This window comes from Polynucleobacter sp. 15G-AUS-farblos, assembly GCF_018882445.1.
Lineage (GTDB): Bacteria > Pseudomonadota > Gammaproteobacteria > Burkholderiales > Burkholderiaceae > Polynucleobacter.
Genome location: NZ_JACVOM010000001.1, coordinates 492,872 through 508,661 on the forward strand (window position 1 = coordinate 492,872; position 15,790 = coordinate 508,661).

17 protein-coding genes are annotated in these 15,790 nt (G+C 45.0%); 3 read left to right on the forward strand and 14 right to left on the reverse strand.

The window, feature by feature from the left end:
* Positions 1-7 precede the first annotated feature (7 nt).
* Complete coding sequence (locus tag ICN41_RS02480) at positions 8-727, reverse strand: sulfite exporter TauE/SafE family protein (protein ID WP_216291206.1); 720 nt, start codon at positions 725-727, stop codon at positions 8-10.
* A 77-nt stretch (positions 728-804) separates the two neighbouring features.
* On the opposite strand from ICN41_RS02480, the gene fnr reads away from it, so the two are divergent.
* The gene (gene fnr, locus ICN41_RS02485) at positions 805-1,575 is read left to right on the forward strand and encodes a fumarate/nitrate reduction transcriptional regulator Fnr (protein ID WP_216291207.1); all 771 of its coding nucleotides are present in this window, start codon (positions 805-807) and stop codon (positions 1,573-1,575) included.
* Here the strand turns inward: fnr and ICN41_RS02490 are convergent.
* The 10 genes from ICN41_RS02490 to ICN41_RS02535 form a co-directional block, all read right to left on the reverse strand.
* The gene (locus ICN41_RS02490) at positions 1,572-1,832 is read right to left on the reverse strand and encodes a hypothetical protein (protein WP_216291208.1); all 261 of its coding nucleotides are present in this window, start codon (positions 1,830-1,832) and stop codon (positions 1,572-1,574) included. The two genes, fnr and ICN41_RS02490, sit on opposite strands and share 4 nt — an antisense overlap.
* Entirely contained in the window at positions 1,829-2,032 is a 204-nt protein-coding gene (locus ICN41_RS02495; protein ID WP_216291209.1) for a FixH family protein, read from the reverse strand. The genes ICN41_RS02490 and ICN41_RS02495 overlap by 4 nt, the downstream gene beginning before the upstream one ends.
* Before the next feature lie 29 nt (positions 2,033-2,061).
* Positions 2,062-3,519 (reverse strand): cytochrome c oxidase accessory protein CcoG, encoded by a 1,458-nt coding sequence (gene ccoG / locus ICN41_RS02500; RefSeq protein ID WP_216291210.1) that lies wholly within the window; start codon positions 3,517-3,519, stop codon positions 2,062-2,064.
* Positions 3,520-3,522: 3 nt separating this feature from the next.
* The gene (ccoP, locus tag ICN41_RS02505; RefSeq protein WP_216291211.1) at positions 3,523-4,446 is read right to left on the reverse strand and encodes a cytochrome-c oxidase, cbb3-type subunit III; all 924 of its coding nucleotides are present in this window, start codon (positions 4,444-4,446) and stop codon (positions 3,523-3,525) included.
* Positions 4,443-4,610 carry a cbb3-type cytochrome c oxidase subunit 3 gene (locus ICN41_RS02510; protein ID WP_216291212.1) on the reverse strand — a complete coding sequence of 56 codons (168 nt, stop codon included), beginning with the start codon at positions 4,608-4,610 and terminating at the stop codon, positions 4,443-4,445. The genes ccoP and ICN41_RS02510 overlap by 4 nt, the downstream gene beginning before the upstream one ends.
* A 34-nt stretch (positions 4,611-4,644) precedes the next feature.
* Positions 4,645-5,295, reverse strand: coding sequence for a cytochrome-c oxidase, cbb3-type subunit II (ccoO, locus tag ICN41_RS02515; RefSeq protein ID WP_216291213.1), 651 nt, complete (start codon positions 5,293-5,295; stop codon positions 4,645-4,647).
* 12 nt (positions 5,296-5,307) lie between these two features.
* Entirely contained in the window at positions 5,308-6,747 is a 1,440-nt protein-coding gene (gene ccoN / locus ICN41_RS02520) for a cytochrome-c oxidase, cbb3-type subunit I (protein ID WP_216291214.1), read from the reverse strand.
* Between the two features lie 166 nt (positions 6,748-6,913).
* Positions 6,914-7,090: a cbb3-type cytochrome oxidase assembly protein CcoS gene (ccoS, locus tag ICN41_RS02525; protein ID WP_216291215.1), complete on the reverse strand. Its 177-nt coding sequence runs from the start codon at positions 7,088-7,090 to the stop codon at positions 6,914-6,916.
* A gap of 9 nt (positions 7,091-7,099) precedes the next feature.
* The gene (locus ICN41_RS02530) at positions 7,100-9,529 is read right to left on the reverse strand and encodes a heavy metal translocating P-type ATPase (protein ID WP_216291216.1); all 2,430 of its coding nucleotides are present in this window, start codon (positions 9,527-9,529) and stop codon (positions 7,100-7,102) included.
* A complete protein-coding gene (locus tag ICN41_RS02535) occupies positions 9,526-10,761 on the reverse strand; it encodes an MFS transporter (protein WP_216291217.1) in 1,236 nt (411 codons plus the stop codon). Before ICN41_RS02535 ends, ICN41_RS02530 begins: the two co-directional genes overlap by 4 nt.
* 83 nt (positions 10,762-10,844) lie before the next feature.
* Between ICN41_RS02535 and ICN41_RS02540 the strand changes: the two genes are divergently transcribed.
* On the forward strand, positions 10,845-11,828 hold the full coding sequence (locus ICN41_RS02540; protein WP_216291218.1) for a tripartite tricarboxylate transporter substrate binding protein: 984 nt from the start codon (positions 10,845-10,847) through the stop codon (positions 11,826-11,828).
* Positions 11,829-11,832: 4 nt separating this feature from the next.
* On the opposite strand, the gene ICN41_RS02545 is transcribed toward ICN41_RS02540, so the two are convergent.
* The 3 genes from ICN41_RS02545 to ICN41_RS02555 are packed head-to-tail and all read right to left on the reverse strand — an operon-like array spanning position 11,833 to position 15,001.
* Positions 11,833-12,588, reverse strand: a complete 756-nt coding sequence (locus ICN41_RS02545) for a 2OG-Fe dioxygenase family protein (RefSeq protein WP_216291219.1) — start codon at positions 12,586-12,588, stop codon at positions 11,833-11,835.
* A 36-nt stretch (positions 12,589-12,624) separates the two neighbouring features.
* Positions 12,625-13,593, reverse strand: a complete 969-nt coding sequence (locus ICN41_RS02550) for a tripartite tricarboxylate transporter substrate binding protein (RefSeq protein ID WP_216291220.1) — start codon at positions 13,591-13,593, stop codon at positions 12,625-12,627.
* A 13-nt stretch (positions 13,594-13,606) separates the two neighbouring features.
* Positions 13,607-15,001 carry a TAXI family TRAP transporter solute-binding subunit gene (locus ICN41_RS02555; RefSeq protein WP_255537847.1) on the reverse strand — a complete coding sequence of 465 codons (1,395 nt, stop codon included), beginning with the start codon at positions 14,999-15,001 and terminating at the stop codon, positions 13,607-13,609.
* A gap of 21 nt (positions 15,002-15,022) precedes the next feature.
* Here ICN41_RS02555 and ICN41_RS02560 point away from each other — a divergent pair, with 21 nt between their 5' ends.
* Positions 15,023-15,784, forward strand: a complete 762-nt coding sequence (locus ICN41_RS02560; RefSeq protein WP_216291221.1) for an SDR family oxidoreductase — start codon at positions 15,023-15,025, stop codon at positions 15,782-15,784.
* Positions 15,785-15,790: the final 6 nt, after the last annotated feature.

The following is a 15,790-nucleotide window of genomic DNA, read 5'->3' on the forward strand; positions in this document are numbered from 1 at the left end:
GGTGAACTTAAGATATACAAAAGCCACCTTTTAATAAAGCCTCAGGCAAAACCCAAGCGCGATATAAACCAAAGCCGCCTGCAATAAAGAGCAGCGCCGCAGCCAAATATCGAACCCAAAGATATTGGCCAAACTGAGTGAGTGCCGCAGAAAATTTAGAAATCAGCAGTAAGTTTGGCAAAGTACCCAAACCAAATGCCAACATTAGCGCGGCACCTGTCCAAATATCCCCCGATAAGAATGCAAGAGGAAGGACGCTATAAACCAAACCGCATGGCACCAAGCCCCAGAGCATCCCACTAAACCAACGGGATGGTCCACTTGCAACACCGCCTAAATATTTAGCCCAAATGCCTGCCACTTTAGATCCAAGCCACTTACCCAGCAAGAGACCTTGAGCATCACCCGCGCGCAGAAGACGAATACCCATGAATATCAGAATTAAAGAAGTTAAAGCAAAGAGGGGTCTTTGAATAGGGAGCCAGCTCTGCTGCCAAACAATCACGCCAATCCCTGCAGCAGCAGCCCCAAGAAATGTATAGGTCGTAATGCGACCCAAGTGCATCACTAGCTGTAGGTAAAAAAGCTCTGATTTAGGCCTTAATGGGCTCTCCAGGGTGATTGGACGCTCAATTGCGGCAGCTATCCCTCCGCACATCAGAGCGCAGTGCCACCCGCTTACCAAGGCACCTAAAAATACTGCCAGTAGCAGGCTAGTCGTTAACATTAATCCACCAAAAGGGACTGTAAAAAACCGGTTTCTTCACCTATATAGAATAAACTGTCTACTAAAGAAGCCTCAAGATGAATTACAAACCTACCGATTCTCCAACAAGCAAATGCTCAGTCTGTGTTTTGGGACAGTTTTGCCTTCCGGTTGGACTCAATAGCAGCGACGTTAGCAAAGTAGACGCCCTGATTAAAGAACGTGTACATCTTCAGAAAGGTGAAAGCCTCTATCGCCATGGAGATCCACTGAGCTCAGTCTATAGCGTGCGCTTTGGAACACTCAAAACAGAATACTGCTTACAAGATGGTCGCCAGCAAGTCATCGGCTTTCATATTCCTGGAGAAATATTAGGCTTAGATGGCATTGGCGAAGGTCATTACCAATCGGATGCTATCGCCCTTGAAGAAAGTGAAGTTTGTATCATTCGTTACGAAGCGTTTGAAGACTTAGCGCGACAAATCCCTGTTTTGCAAAATCAGTTTCATAAGATTATGAGTCGAGAGCTGACTCAAGATCAGCGTCACCTACTCTCATTGGGCACGATGCGAGCGGAAGAACGTTTAGCGGCTTTTTTATTAAATCTCTCACAACGATTGGCCGCCCGCGGCTATCTCAATAATGAATTTGATTTACGCATGAGTCGCGTTGAGATTGGTAGCTATTTGGGTATTCAGATTGAGACTGTAAGTCGTATGCTGTCACGCTTTGCTGAATCAGGGCTGATTCAAATCAAACAACGTCATATCAAACTCATTGATATGAATGGCTTGTATGAGTTAGCTGGGATCCCCAATCCTGATAGATCCAGCTGCGTGAGTACTGATATCCCGGTAAAACACGCTTAAATTAAGCCGCGATCAATTTCTTTGCTGTCTGGGGCCTCAATGCCAGGAAGAATATAGGCAGTCAGGGCACTAGAAACCGCACAGAAAGTCCAAATCACAAAAAACCCAATGGTGTAAATACCTTCATCCGAGATCTCAGGATGATGGCCAAAGAATAAAAGATCCTGAGGATGTATCACAGTAAAAAGTAAACCCTCTGCCATACCGGCCACTAAAAACGATGGCCACAAGATCCAAATCATTAGGCGGTATTTCATTTACTGGCCTGCGATTCTTTCAACTGCTCTACTTTCAAGCCTTGCTTAATTACGCCGTCACGCAAAGGTTTATCAGCATATAAGTTGATGGCTAAATAAATAGTAATGATGCAGCCAATCATCGCAACAGCTGGTCCGCTAATCAGCAACCATGGCCACAATTGCTTCCACCATGGCTTCGTTATTTGTTGTTCATTCATCTGCATTTTCTCCATCTTATACAACTTGCTTAACGGGGAATAATAAAACTGGATTTTTCATCACGGGTACGAGTAATTGTTTGATCGCCTACTCGCTCTTGTGCAACAACATCAAAATGAATGGGGTAATTACCCGGGTTATTTTGACCAATATTAGTACTCACTTTGATGGGAAGCAATTGATTGCTTGCTGGTCCAACATCAATTTGTGTAATTTCATTACCTTGAGAATTCAGAATCTTCAAATCATCTAAGCCAGTAGCTTTGAGTTGAACCTTCATCGAATGCTCAGAAGCATTCATGATCTGAATACGATAAATATTTTCAATCCGAACGCCCTCAACTTCACGTGCTAAGGCGCCACGATCGCGCATGATGTCTACACGTAATGGATTGCGGGTAGCCAAGGAGATCAAGAAGGCAGAAGCTAGCACTGTGATGAAAGCAGCATAGATCAATACTCTTGGACGAAGAATATGTCGGATAGCACTTTGATTTGATTCGCGATCTTCAATAGCACGCTCAGTGGTGTAGCGAATAAGTCCTTTTGGATAATCGACTTTTTCCATCACCTGATCGCAGGCATCAATACAGGCGCCACAACCGATGCACATATATTGCAGACCATCTCGAATATCAATTCCAGTAGGACATACCTGCACACAAATACTGCAATCTACGCAATCACCAAGCCCAAGAGAGCCATGATCTGCAGACTTATTACGGCTACCCCTAGGCTCACCGCGTACTTTGTCATACGTTACTAAGAAGGTATCTTTATCCACCATCACGCTTTGGAAGCGTGCATATGGGCACATATATTTACAGACTTGCTCACGCATGAAACCAGCGTTACCCCAAGTGGCAAAGCTATAGAAGCACAACCAAAAAGTTTGCCAAGGGCCCAAAGATAAATGCAAGAGCGAAGAACCTAGGGTTTCAATCGGGGTGAAATAGCCAATAAAGGTAAAGCCCGTCCAGAAGGCAATCACCAGCCATAAGAAATGCTTAGTTAATTTCAGGCGCCATTTTTTAAGACTCCAAGGCCACTCTTCCCCATCTAAACGAATACGGGCAAAGCGATCGCCTTCAACCTTGCGCTCGATCCACATAAAGATTTCGGTATAAACCGTTTGTGGACAGGCGTAGCCACAAAATAAGCGGCCTGCTACCGCAGTAAATAGAAATAAGGCTAATGCTGAAAGTATCAGCAAGAGCGTGAGATAGATGACATCCTGCGGCCAAAGGACAAGGCCAAAAATATAGAACTTACGCTGAACTAAATCAAAGAGAACGGCCTGGCGATCATTCCAACTCAGCCATGGTAAGCCATAGAACAACAGCTGTGTTGCAAATACCAGTATGAAACGCCAGCGGGCAAATAAACCCGATACGGAGCGAGGATAAATCTTGCGCCGGACCTCATACAGAGACTCCTCAATAACTTCTATTGGGACTGGCTTCCCACCCGGCGACTGTGCTGACACTGATTACTTTGCTGCTGGCTGCTTGTTATTAGACAAGCCCCAAACATAGGCGGTTAGCAAATGAATCTTCTCAGGACTCAGCACTTTGTCCTGCGATGGCATCATCGCCATGCGACCCTTAGTTAGGGTTTCAATAATTGCAGCCTCAGAGCCACCATATAACCAAGTCTTATCGGTTAAGTTAGGAGCACCTAAAGCAATATTGCCTTTGCCATCTGCGCCATGACAAGCCACGCAATTGGCTTTGAATAATTCTGCGCCACGAGTGACTTTTGCATCATCAGCAGGCAGACCAGACAAACTACGAACGTAGTTGGCTAAATCTACAATCTGTGCACTTTCTAGATGTCCATATGCAGGCATCACTCCATTGCGGCCGTTAATCAGCGTTGTCTTAATATTTTCAGGAGATCCGCCGTAGAGCCAGTCACCGTCAGTTAAATTTGGAAAGCCTTTAGCGCCACCGGCATCAGAGCCATGGCATTGTGCGCAGGAGTTTAAGAATAGACGTTGTCCCATCTCACGGGCTTTTGGGTCGGCAGCAACTTGCTCAATATCCATCTTGACGTATTTGGCATAGACCGGCTTTAACTCATCATTAGCAGTAGTCATGGATTGCATCAAAGCACCGTCAGTGCTGTAGCCTAATACACCAGGGAAAGATCCGAGCCCAGGAAACAAGACCAAATAAACTAAACCAAACACGCAAGAGAGTAAAAACATCCACATCCACCAGCGTGGGAGTGGATTATTTAGCTCACGTAAGTCACCATCCCAAACATGACCTGTATCAGCAACCGCACCATCTGCCGTATGCACCACTTTAGCTTTACGCTGTGAAAATAATAGCCATACACACCAAACAATACCTACCAATGAAACTAGTGCGATGTAGCTACTCCAACCGCTGCTAAAAAAGTCACTCATGATTTATCCTTACTGAATTCATCCGGAAGATCAAATGGAAGCTCCGCAGATTCCTGGTTTGCTTTTTTTCTACCTGGAGACCAAGCCCACCAAACAATTCCTACAAAAAAAATAAGTCCAATAACTGTAGAAAATGCTGAAAGATAAGGTGTGATCTGTTCCATTTGATTTATATCGTTCTAATTAAAATGCTATTCCTTACTTGGCAACCACTTCATCAACCATGATGTAGCGACGAGAAATACCAAGCCCTTGGAGGTATGCAATCAAAGCATCCTCTTCTGTCTTGCCTTCTAATTCCTTGGGTGCATTTGCAATCATTTCCTCTGTATAAGGAACACCCAAGCGGGTCATGGCAATCATATGAGATTGGATTGAAGAAGTATCAGCAGCATTCTTCTGCAACCATGGGTAACCAGGCATATTGGACTCTGGTACCACATCACGTGGATTGCGCAAGTGGATACGATGCCAATCATCTGAATAACGAGCACCTACACGAGCCAAGTCTGGACCAGTACGCTTACTACCCCAAAGGAATGGATGGTCAAATACAGACTCGCCGGCCAATGAATAAGGGCCGTAACGCTCCACTTCCGAACGCAGAGTACGAATCTGCTGTGAATGACACCCAACACAGCCTTCACGCTGATAAATATCACGCCCAGCCAAACGCAGAGCTGAATAGGGCTCTACGCCAGGGCTTGGCTCAGTAGTGGTGTGCTGGAAAAAGAGGGGAACAATTTGAACTAAACCAGCAATCGATACAACGATGATTGTTGCAATGATTAACCACCCAACGTTTTTCTCAAGTGTTCCGTGGGAAAAGAATTTATTTTCGCTAGACATTTTCTTCTCCTATTAGTGTTCAGCAACAGCCATTGGGATCGGCGCGTTAATAAAAGCCTTACCTTGAACTGTTTTGAAGACGTTATATGCCATCAAGAACATGCCACTTAAGTAGCATAGGCCGCCTATTAAACGAATGACATAAAAAGGATAGGTTGCTTTAACTGACTCAACGAAGCTATAAGTCAAAGTTCCATCCGGCTCGAAGGCCCTCCACATCAATCCTTGCATCACGCCTGCAATCCACATAGCAGCAATGTAGAGCACAACCCCGATCGTAGCAATCCAGAAATGTAATTCGATCCACTTAGTGCTATACATCTCTTTTTGACCAACCAAACGTGGAATGAGATAGTACAAAGAACCAATCGTAATCATCGCAACCCAGCCCAAAGCGCCAGAGTGCACGTGGCCGATAGTCCAGTCAGTATAGTGAGACAAGCTATTGACAGTCTTGATAGACATCATCGAACCTTCGAAGGTAGACATGCCGTAGAAAGACAATGCCACTACCAGGAATTTCAAAATCGGATCACGGCGTAACTTATACCAAGCGCCAGACAAAGTCATGATGCCGTTGATCATGCCGCCCCATGAAGGTGCTAACAAGATGAGTGAGAATACCGTTCCTAAAGATTGGGTCCAATCAGGCAGCGAAGTGTGCTGAAGATGATGAGGACCTGCCCACATATAGGTGAAGTTCAATGCCCAAAAGTGAACAATAGATAAGCGATAGGAATAAATTGGTCGCTCGGCCTGTTTTGGAATGAAGTAATACATCATGCCCAAAAAGCTCGTAGTCAAGAAGAAACCTACTGCATTGTGACCATACCACCATTGAACCATTGCATCTTGAACGCCTGAATACGCAGAATATGATTTCCACAAGCTTGCAGGCATTTCCAAATTATTGAAAATATGGAGGATGGCAATAGTCAAAATATATGCGCCAAAGAACCAATTAGAAACATAAATATGTTTCGTCTTACGTTTCATAATGGTGCCGAAGAAAACGACTGCGTAAGCAACCCAAACTAAAGTAATGAGGATATCAATCGGCCACTCTAATTCTGCGTATTCTTTGGAAGTTGAGAATCCTAAAGGCAATGTAATGGCAGCTAAAACAATCACCGCCTGCCAACCCCAGAAAGTAAAAGCTGCCAGCTTGTCACAAAATAATCTTGCCTGGCTAGTACGCTGAACAATATAGTAAGACGTTGCAAATAAGGCAGATCCACCGAAAGCAAAAATTACTGCATTGGTGTGTAGCGGACGTAAACGACCATAACTTAACCAAGGAATATTAAAGGTGATATCTGGCCAGATGAGTTGAGCTGCGAGAATGACCCCCACGAGCATGCCAACAATTCCCCAAAGTACAGTAACAATGGCAAATTGGCTGACAACCTTGTAATTGAAGGTATCTTGATTACTCCCCACGGTAAGTCCCATGGTTTCTCCTTTTTTGTGACCAAACAACGACATAATCCAAATAGATTGGATTGATTATCAAAGTAAGGTCTTAAGGGAGTTTTGATCTATATCAAAAAGGGAGAGGCAAAATAGTATTGCCCAAAAATGACTGAAACTAGCTGATATCTATCCAATAGATATATGGCTAATCTTGAGAGTGTTCACTAACTTTTTTAGAAGTTGAAGTGTCATCATCCATCAAGATAGCCTGTCCGGGACCCTCTAAATCATCGAATTGGCCACTTTTGATGGACCAATTGAATATCCAAACTAAGAGCCCCACTAAAAGGAGAGAAATAGGAATAAGAAGAAAGAGTCCCATCCCTACAGTCTAAGCCTTTCGCAAACGCCAAGCATTTAAGGTTACTGCCAGGGATGACAAAGACATTCCAATGCCTGCAACCCATGGATTAACCCAACCCATCATGGCCGCTGGTATTGCTAGCAAGTTGTAGACCAAAGCCCAAAGTAAATTCTCTTTAATAATGACTGCCGTTTTATCAGCCAACAATAAAGTCTTTGCAAGCGGCTTTAGAGAGGCAGAAGTCAGGATGGCATCAGCACCAGCTGACGCTAAAGGGGCTCCAGCACCCACAGCAATCGATACATCTGCTCGCGCCAATAGTGGTGCATCATTTACACCATCTCCTATTGCCCACACAAATCGACCAGCATTTTGTAATCGCTCAATATAGTCGTACTTATCTTCCGGCGAGCAGCCTCCAACAAAACTACTGATGCCAACATGATTAGCCCACCAAGCGACTGTTGCGGGGTCATCACCAGATACCAAATGCACTGCAATGTTTCTGCGTTTTGCGCTAGCCAATAAATCTTCTAAGCCATTGCGAACAGTATCCAGAAAAATAAAGCTGGCAATCAGCCCAGCATCATCTGCCAAATGGACTTGACCATATTGACCCACTTGAGACCCTGATTGAATTCCAAGCCAGGTTGCACTACCCAAACGGTAACTACCCGAAGATAAGCCTTTACCCAAAATATTCATAACCGGCTCAGATAAAACTGGAATAGCCAATTCATCATCTTGAGCAGCACGCAGCAGTGAGAGTGCCAAAGGGTGCTTCTGCCCTGCCTCTAGCGCCACCGCAATAGCGAGCGCCTCCTTTGCATCAAACCCCGGACGCAAGTTCAGAATTTCTTGTAGCTCCGGCTGACCCATGGTGAGCGTCCCCGTTTTATCTAAAACAAGATCAGTCGTTTTCACCAAACCTTCTAACACGTGACCACGCACAATCAACAAGCCTAATTTAGTCACCGCACCCTGAGCTGCAGCCATGGCAGTAGGCACTGCTAGGGACAAAGCACATGGGCAACTGGCAACCAATACTGAAACTAATACGGTCCACGCGCGACTTGGATCAAAATATAACCAAATAGCCGAAGAGAGGAAGGCGCTAAACAATAAAAATGCTACGAAATATGCAGCCCATTTTTCTGCAAGGCTTACCATCACCGGTTTAGCTAATAAAGCTTGATCCAATAAAGAGGCAATGCCTGCAATGCGAGTGGATTGCCCTACTGCTTCAATGCGCATGATGAGTGGATTGAGAATATTGTGAGTTCCCGCGTAGACACGATCACCCAGCTTTTTCTCAACAGGTTTAGATTCTCCGGTTAATAGTGATTCATCTAGCGCACTCGGATTTTCAATCAATATGCCATCTGCTGGCACAACTTCACCTGGAGATACTCTTAAGACATCCCCAGGATTGCAATTGACTACGGGCACTAGAGCTACTACCTGTGAGCTTGGATAATCTGTCATACGCTCGCAAGTCGCAGGGAGCTGTTTTGCTAAGGCTTCCGCCCCACCTTGGGCATCCTGCCTAGCTAGGAGTTCGACATAACGCGCCGCTAATATAAAGGCAACAAACATCGTGATCGAATCAAAATAACTTTGGCCAGAACCCGTAATCAGATTGATCGTTCCAGCAATAAATGCCAATGCCAAAGCCAATGCAATAGGCACATCCATTCCCAACATCCGGGTTTCCTTAAATGACAGCACGCTACGCCAAGCTGCCTGAAAGATCGGGCCTGCGGAGTACACCATGACAGGCACAGTTAAAACCCAGCTAGTCCAGGCTAATAACAAATCGTATTCAGCGGTGATGTCATCGGCGCCCACATAAGATGGCCACGCATACATCATGACTTGCATCATTCCCAAGAGTGCAACACCTAGTCTGGTAAGTAATTGTCTTCTTTCCTTTTTAGCTCGCTCTAAAGATAAAGAGGGTTCAAAAGGCCAAGCTTCATACCCCACTCTCTCGATTTCAAAAATCAATCTAGCTAAGCTAGTTTGATCTGAGGAAAAGCGCACCATTACTTTTTGTGTGACGTAATTAATCTGCACATCCCTAACGCCACTAATGCGTCGAAGATGTTGCTCACACAACCATACACAAGCAGCGCAACGAATTTTTTCTAAGCGTAAGGTTGTCTCTAATTCACCTGTATCACCAAAAGGTCGCGTAAATCGACTACGCAAAGACGGGTCGTCATAAGGTCGGAGTTTTTCAGGAATCTCATTGGATGCTAAATAGGCTGCCGGCTTTTCACATGACTGAGCCCTTCTGGCATAAAACACTTCTAGACCTTCACCATGAATGGTTTGCGCAATCGCCATACAACCAGGACAACAAAATGGTCGACTTACTCCGGCCAAATCAGCTTCAATTAATTCATCCGGAAGAATGGTGCTAGAGCAGTGATAGCAAACCAAATTTTGTTTCATTGACTTGCTTTGCTTCCCCAACCATTGTGGCGCTCATAAATCACAAAGAGCACACCCCAAATCACCACGGATACGTAGGCCCAGATCCAAGAAACTTGGGAAGTGCGTGATCCCGAGATGTCTAATACAAAACCAAAAATAGCAGGGCCTAGTAAGCCACCCCCAAATCCCATTAGAGAGTGGAGTCCCATCGCGGCACCTTTAATATTCTCTTTCGCACTGATAACCAAACCGGCAGTTAGCGTAGAAGAATCGGCCATGATAAAAATAGTGTGCCCAATAGCCAATGCACATATGATCCACCAAGATTGGCCGGTAGAGCACGCTAACAAAATACCCATTACCGCGCTAGTGAGCATCACTATACAAACCCATTTTTGTCGACCTACGCGCAGAGCAATTTCATTTCCCAAAATGGAGGATGGCACTCCAAAGAAATTAATCACGCCTGCCAAAGTAGTGGCAGCCAAGAAAAAAGTTTCTCCTGCAATTGCTGTGCAAAATGCAAAGAAGGCGACGATCCAGCTTCTTGAGGCAAATAACTCTAATGAGTGCGTGGTATAGCCAAAGATAAAACCGGATGCATTTTTATCTTGCAGGACCAATTTCCATTTATCTACAGGGAAGATGTCATGAATACGAATATTGATCGGACCTTTCCACTTCTCATGCTGCAGAGGAGGAATAAGAAGTAACACGATCAAAAATGCGCTAAATGGGCCCAAGGCAATAATGCCAAATACATAGTGCCAATCTAGAGCACTCAGGATCCAGCCTGAGCAGAGATAAGAGAAGCCGGTGCCAATCCCAAAAAAAGCGGTGTAAAAAGCAATATGTCGCGTCAACTCCCCCGTCTGAATACGATCAGACAAAATTTTGAGACCAGGCATATAGGTTCCTGCTAGCCCAGCGCCATTCATTGCCATAAAAAACAAGGCTGTCCAAAAGTTAAACGCAAAAAAGGCCATTCCCAGAAGACCACAGGTCGCAGATAGCCCTCCTACTAAATAGACCTTACGAGCATCCACCCTATCCGTAAGTGCAGTTGCTAGGGGTACCGCCACCATATACCCAAAGAAAAATGCGCTCGCAATTAAACCGGACTGAAGATTGGAGAGTTGCCATTCCTCCTGCAAGGAGGTAAGAACTACGGCATAGCAAGCAAAGCCTAATAAAGCACAGGTTTGTGCCATGAGCATAAGAGGGGTGTAACCAGCCGATCGTAAGCGCATAAAGACTCAGTAAAAACGTGAAGTCATTCTACTCGCCTCAAAACAGCAAGACCCGCTACACTATGAAAAACAGTGGAGACCTTATGAAAACCAAAACCCCTTTAAGACACTTAATTTTGTCCCTTGCAGGCCTTGTGATGACCCTGGGTGGCACCTATGCTTTTGCAGATAATTACCCCTCCAAACCGATCAAAGCAATTGTCCCGTTTGCCGCAGGTAGCGCAACCGATCAAATTGGCCGAGCCTTTGCAGCCAAAATGGCGGAATCTTTAGGGCAGCCAGTCGTGATTGAAAATCGACCTGGTGCCAATGGCATGATTGGCGCAGACTTGGTAGCCAAAGCTCCAGCTGACGGCTACACCCTGCTTTTTGGAACCAACAGTACCAATGCTGCATTAAAAAGCTTGGTTAAAAATCTTCCTTACAACCAAGATACCGCATTTACACCGATCGGTTATTTTGGATCGGTACCTTTAATTGTCGCGATTAATAATGATGTTCCAGCTAAATCATTGAACGGCTTTGTCTCTCTTGCCAAAGCGGATCCAGGAAAAATGACATTTGCGTATGCAAGCACTTCGCAACGTGTTTCTTCAGAAATGCTATCTAGTGTTGCAGGAATCAAGATGACCGGCGTCTCTTATAAGAGCGGACCAAATGCAATGACCGATTTAATTGGTGGACAGGTCAATATGTTTACTGCTGACTTTGCCGTTACCTTGCCACAAGTTCAGGCAGGCAAAATCCGCGGTCTTGCAGTGACCTCACTAAAGCGCTCTCCTGCCATCCCCGAACTCCCTACTGTCAATGAGGCACTGGGCATTAAAGGTTATGAGTTGATCGCATTCTTTGCGGCCTTTGGTCCAGCTGGAATGCCAAAAGATGCTGTGATGAAGCTCAATAAGGCGATTAACGATGCCGCTAAATCAAAGGACCTAGTCGAGCGTTTTTCTGCGATGGGTTTTGAATCCCAGCCGGGCACACCTGAAGCACTGGGTCAGAAAATTAAATTAGAAACTGTGAAGTGGGCCAAGGCTATTAAAGACGCCGGCATGGAGCCAGAATAAATATTTATTGCTGACTTTTATTAGGTGAATCCTGAAATCCATTAGAGCGATAAGTTAATACCAAAGTATCGCGATAGCCATAATCTCCAACTGGCTGAATGGGAGTGGATTCATGAATCATGCGCTCATCATTCATGAGCAATAGGGACCAAGGCTGGGTTAAGGTAAATCGCAAACCTGCCGAGCCTTGGGCATCAAATATCCTGGTCTCGCCACCCTTAATACCAACACGATCCAATAAAAAGACAGCAACAAAATCAACACCATCTCGATGGGCACCCTCAGGGGTTGGTCGCCCAATACCATCGGTAGTATCAATCCGAAATTGATGCGCCTCTATAAACCAAGTACTCACCGGCTTTAGACTACTCAAGATGTGCCCTAAGCCCAGCAAGAGAGATTGCCATGCTGGACTACTCAGTAATGGTTTTTGAATTGGCTCAAACCATCTCTCAATACCGCCATGCAAAGCGTTGTAATCCACTGATTGCCAATGGGCGCGATGAGGCACTAGATCAAGTGTTTCTTTTTTGATTTCATAACTAGCGTGACGACGAAAACGATAGCGACCCCCATCTTTTAAATAAGGGTCGCGTGGCAAGCCTTCCCAGTATTGGGATAGGGTTTGTAAGTCGCCCACTGGGACATGAGCTAGCTCTGCAACGGTTTCCGCTGAAGCCACCACAAAACCATCGGCGCGCAAACCTTGTGCCAGCGCTTTTGCCGAAGTTAAGGGAGGTTTCAGTGACGTGATACTCATAGGTTCATTTTATGGCAGTACATGAAAAGGGATTACCTAATCTAGCTGAGCACCTGAAGCTTTCACAATCTTGACCCATTTCGCCAACTCGTCTTTAAGTAAAGCACCTAATCTGTTAATAGGTACTGGACTTAAATCCAAGCCCTGAGCAGTGAGTTTTTCTCTCACATCAGGACGAGTCATCACCTTTTCCATCGCGGTTTGAACTTTCTTAATGACCTCCGCACTCACTCCCATTGGAGCAAACATCGCAACCCAAACCTCACCAACACAATCAGGATAAGTTTCTGCAATCGTTGGAATTTCAGGGGCTGCACTAGAGCGTTTGGCTGAGCTAATCGCAATTGCTTGCAACTTTCCAGCTTTAATGTAATTCAAAGCCGAAGGTAAGCTAGCAAATGCTAAAGGCACTTGCCCACCCAACACATCATTAATTGCGGGTGCTACACCTTTGTAGGGGATGTGTTGCATTTCAATGCTTGCACTGGTGTTAAGCATGGCGCCCAATAGGTGACTAATAGTGCCATTACCAGCAGATGCATAAGAAAGCTCACCTGGTTTTTTCTTCGCAGCAGCAACGACATCAGCCAATGTTTTATAGGGTGATCCAGGTGGCGTTACTAATACATAGGGAGTTGCGCCGATATAGTACAAAGGTACAAAATCATTAATCGGATCAAATCCAGGGTTTTTATAAAGCGCAGGGTTGATTGCCTGAGCACTGTTAATCGTCAGCAAAAGGGTATAGCCATCTTTTGCCGATCTAGCCACACTTTGGGTGCCAATATTACCGCCCGCTCCCGGTCTATTCTCAACTACAACAGAGGCGCCAATCGCTTCACCAAACGCTGGGGCTACTAGGCGCGCCACGATGTCATTGGTTCCACCAGCAGTTTGTGGCACCACCAAAGAAATAGGCTTACTAGGATATGTCTGTGCAGAAATCTGCGTCGCCAATAAACCGAATACAAGCGTTAATACACATTGATATATTTTATTTTTCATAATGATTGTCTCCTTATTTCAACTGATTTAAACGACTACGCACATCTCCGACGTGCCCCCTTAAGTCATACAACTCTTTTGCCTCTAATCTAGATACCTTGATATTACCTACACGAAGCTCTATTGATTCAAGTTTCTTAAAGTTTTCTTCACGTAGCTCAAGATTATGGGCATTCTTATCAATAATCTTGAGCTCTTCATAGACTCTAGCCAACTTCAACTTTAATAAGAGATTATTTAATGTTGGAAGATAGGTAAAAAGTGGAATCAAGATGACCAGCAATGGAATCAATATCTTCATGATGCGGCCCACCCAAACTGCCGTCCAAAACGGCAAGTGGCGATGCAGGAATGAGGGACCATCTTTCAGATAAATTTCTGCATCAATTTGCAAAGGAAAATCCAAACCTATGCTTGATGGGAACTCCCCTATCTTTTGCAAACGAGAATAGGATTTCAAAATATCGTAAGAAGCACCTAGGAGAAGCGAGACCATCGCAGGGCTAATAGAGTCATGCGCAACCAAGGTTGCTGTTGCAGCGAGCACCTGAATATCTTGGCGCGGTAAATCATATTCAATACTCAATAATCCTCTTGGAACGGATACCTTAGAGAGGTAAGGCAGATTGCGTGCATAAGCATCCGCCTGATCAAAACTCATCAAACGAATGCCGGGGACGGTATAGAACTGCTGCAAAATAGGCGCCTCAGCTGCAGCCACAATAAATACGGCATCTAGCTCACCACTATTGAGTTTTTTAATGGCTTCATCAGGCTTTAATTTTTCAGCCCGAATATCTTTTTCAGTTAAGCCACTAAGCTGCAACATCGTTTGACTTAATGCCAAAGTACCGCTGCCATCATTACCAATTGAAACGCGCTTACCTTTTAATTGACTCAGAACACGAAGTGGGCCACCCTCACCTTTAAAAGCCGTATCGCGATACCAAACCCAAACCGGCTCATAAAACATGCCAGCAATAGAAACGAGATTGGGATATTGACTGGTATTTGCCACCCCACCCTGGATCATCGCAAAGCCCACGCCAGACTTTGGATCATTCAACAAAGCCAAGTTATCCTGAGTACCACCAGTAGCTTTAATTTGTAGCGCAACGCCTTCCCCACGGAGCTCAGTCTTTAAGCGCTCACCAAACTGGTAGTAAAGACCGGTAGGAAAGCCTGTAGCCATTTCCATCGTCTTGGGCGGTGGTGGAATCAATACCCACAGGACTGCAAATAGGGCTGCCAATAGCAATAAAAAACTCAGGGCAATAGCCCAAGGGGTATATAGGTGTTTTTTTAGGGATCGCATGACTATCTCAATTCTTTTTTGCATTATGCCCCGAGCCAAGAAATTGGCAAAAGATTCAATTTGATTAAATAAATCGAGATAAGATGATGTCATTTAGAACCTCTAGAGACCATCATGAATGCAAGTCAAATCAAAGTAGCACTTGTCACTGGCGCCGGAACCGGCATTGGAAAGGCTGCTGCAAAAGCCCTTCTTAAAGGTGGATTTCATGTTGTTCTGACCGGCCGAAATTTGGAGCGATTACAAAAGGCGATTACTGATATTGGTGGTAATGAAAGTAACTGCTTAGCGGTAGCTTGCGATGTTGGCAAACCAGCCGATGTCAAAGCATTATTCGCAGCACTCAAAGCAAAATTTGGCCGTATTGATGTGCTGTTTAACAATGCAGGCATGGGTGCTCCAGCAATTCCGATGGAAGAATTAACTTACGAGCAATTTATGAATGTAGTGAACGCGAATCTGTGTGGCGCTTTCCTTTGCTCGCAAGAAGCAATTCGAATGATGAAAGCCCAAACCCCTCAAGGCGGCAGAATTATTAATAATGGCTCAATCTCTGCGCATGCCCCAAGACCTATGTCAGCACCCTACACTTCTACAAAGCATGCAATCAGTGGACTGACCAAGACGATTGCCTTAGATGGACGTCCGTTTAACATCACCTGCGGTCAAATCGATATTGGTAATGCAGCCACAGAGATGACCGAGCGAATGGCTAACGGCATCTTGCAAGCTGACCAATCGATCAAGGTAGAACCACGTATGGATGTTACTCATGTGGGTGAAGCAGTGCTTCATATGGCGCAACTTCCCTTAGAAAGCAACATTCTTTCGATGACCATCATGGCCACGAAAATGCCTTTTGTAGGTCGCGGCTAAACAATC

Excerpts from the sequence above, each read along its gene's own strand:
- ICN41_RS02555 (WP_255537847.1), bottom strand. The coding sequence starts at position 15,001 with ATGACATCATCTTATCTCGATTTATTTAATCAAATTGAATCTTTTGCC.
- ICN41_RS02545 (WP_216291219.1), bottom strand. The coding sequence starts at position 12,588 with ATGAGTATCACGTCACTGAAACCTCCCTTAACTTCGGCAAAAGCGCTG.
- ccoS (WP_216291215.1), bottom strand. The coding sequence starts at position 7,090 with ATGGGACTCTTTCTTCTTATTCCTATTTCTCTCCTTTTAGTGGGGCTC.
- fnr (WP_216291207.1), top strand. The coding sequence starts at position 805 with ATGAATTACAAACCTACCGATTCTCCAACAAGCAAATGCTCAGTCTGT.
- ICN41_RS02550 (WP_216291220.1), bottom strand. The coding sequence starts at position 13,593 with ATGAAAAATAAAATATATCAATGTGTATTAACGCTTGTATTCGGTTTA.
- ICN41_RS02480 (WP_216291206.1), bottom strand. The coding sequence starts at position 727 with ATGTTAACGACTAGCCTGCTACTGGCAGTATTTTTAGGTGCCTTGGTA.
- ICN41_RS02495 (WP_216291209.1), bottom strand. The coding sequence starts at position 2,032 with ATGAATGAACAACAAATAACGAAGCCATGGTGGAAGCAATTGTGGCCA.
- ccoN (WP_216291214.1), bottom strand. The coding sequence starts at position 6,747 with ATGGGACTTACCGTGGGGAGTAATCAAGATACCTTCAATTACAAGGTT.
- ICN41_RS02535 (WP_216291217.1), bottom strand. The coding sequence starts at position 10,761 with ATGCGCTTACGATCGGCTGGTTACACCCCTCTTATGCTCATGGCACAA.
- ICN41_RS02490 (WP_216291208.1), bottom strand. The coding sequence starts at position 1,832 with ATGAAATACCGCCTAATGATTTGGATCTTGTGGCCATCGTTTTTAGTG.
- ICN41_RS02530 (WP_216291216.1), bottom strand. The coding sequence starts at position 9,529 with ATGAAACAAAATTTGGTTTGCTATCACTGCTCTAGCACCATTCTTCCG.
- ICN41_RS02540 (WP_216291218.1), top strand. The coding sequence starts at position 10,845 with ATGAAAACCAAAACCCCTTTAAGACACTTAATTTTGTCCCTTGCAGGC.
- ccoO (WP_216291213.1), bottom strand. The coding sequence starts at position 5,295 with ATGTCTAGCGAAAATAAATTCTTTTCCCACGGAACACTTGAGAAAAAC.
- ccoP (WP_216291211.1), bottom strand. The coding sequence starts at position 4,446 with ATGAGTGACTTTTTTAGCAGCGGTTGGAGTAGCTACATCGCACTAGTT.
- ICN41_RS02560 (WP_216291221.1), top strand. The coding sequence starts at position 15,023 with ATGAATGCAAGTCAAATCAAAGTAGCACTTGTCACTGGCGCCGGAACC.
- ICN41_RS02510 (WP_216291212.1), bottom strand. The coding sequence starts at position 4,610 with ATGGAACAGATCACACCTTATCTTTCAGCATTTTCTACAGTTATTGGA.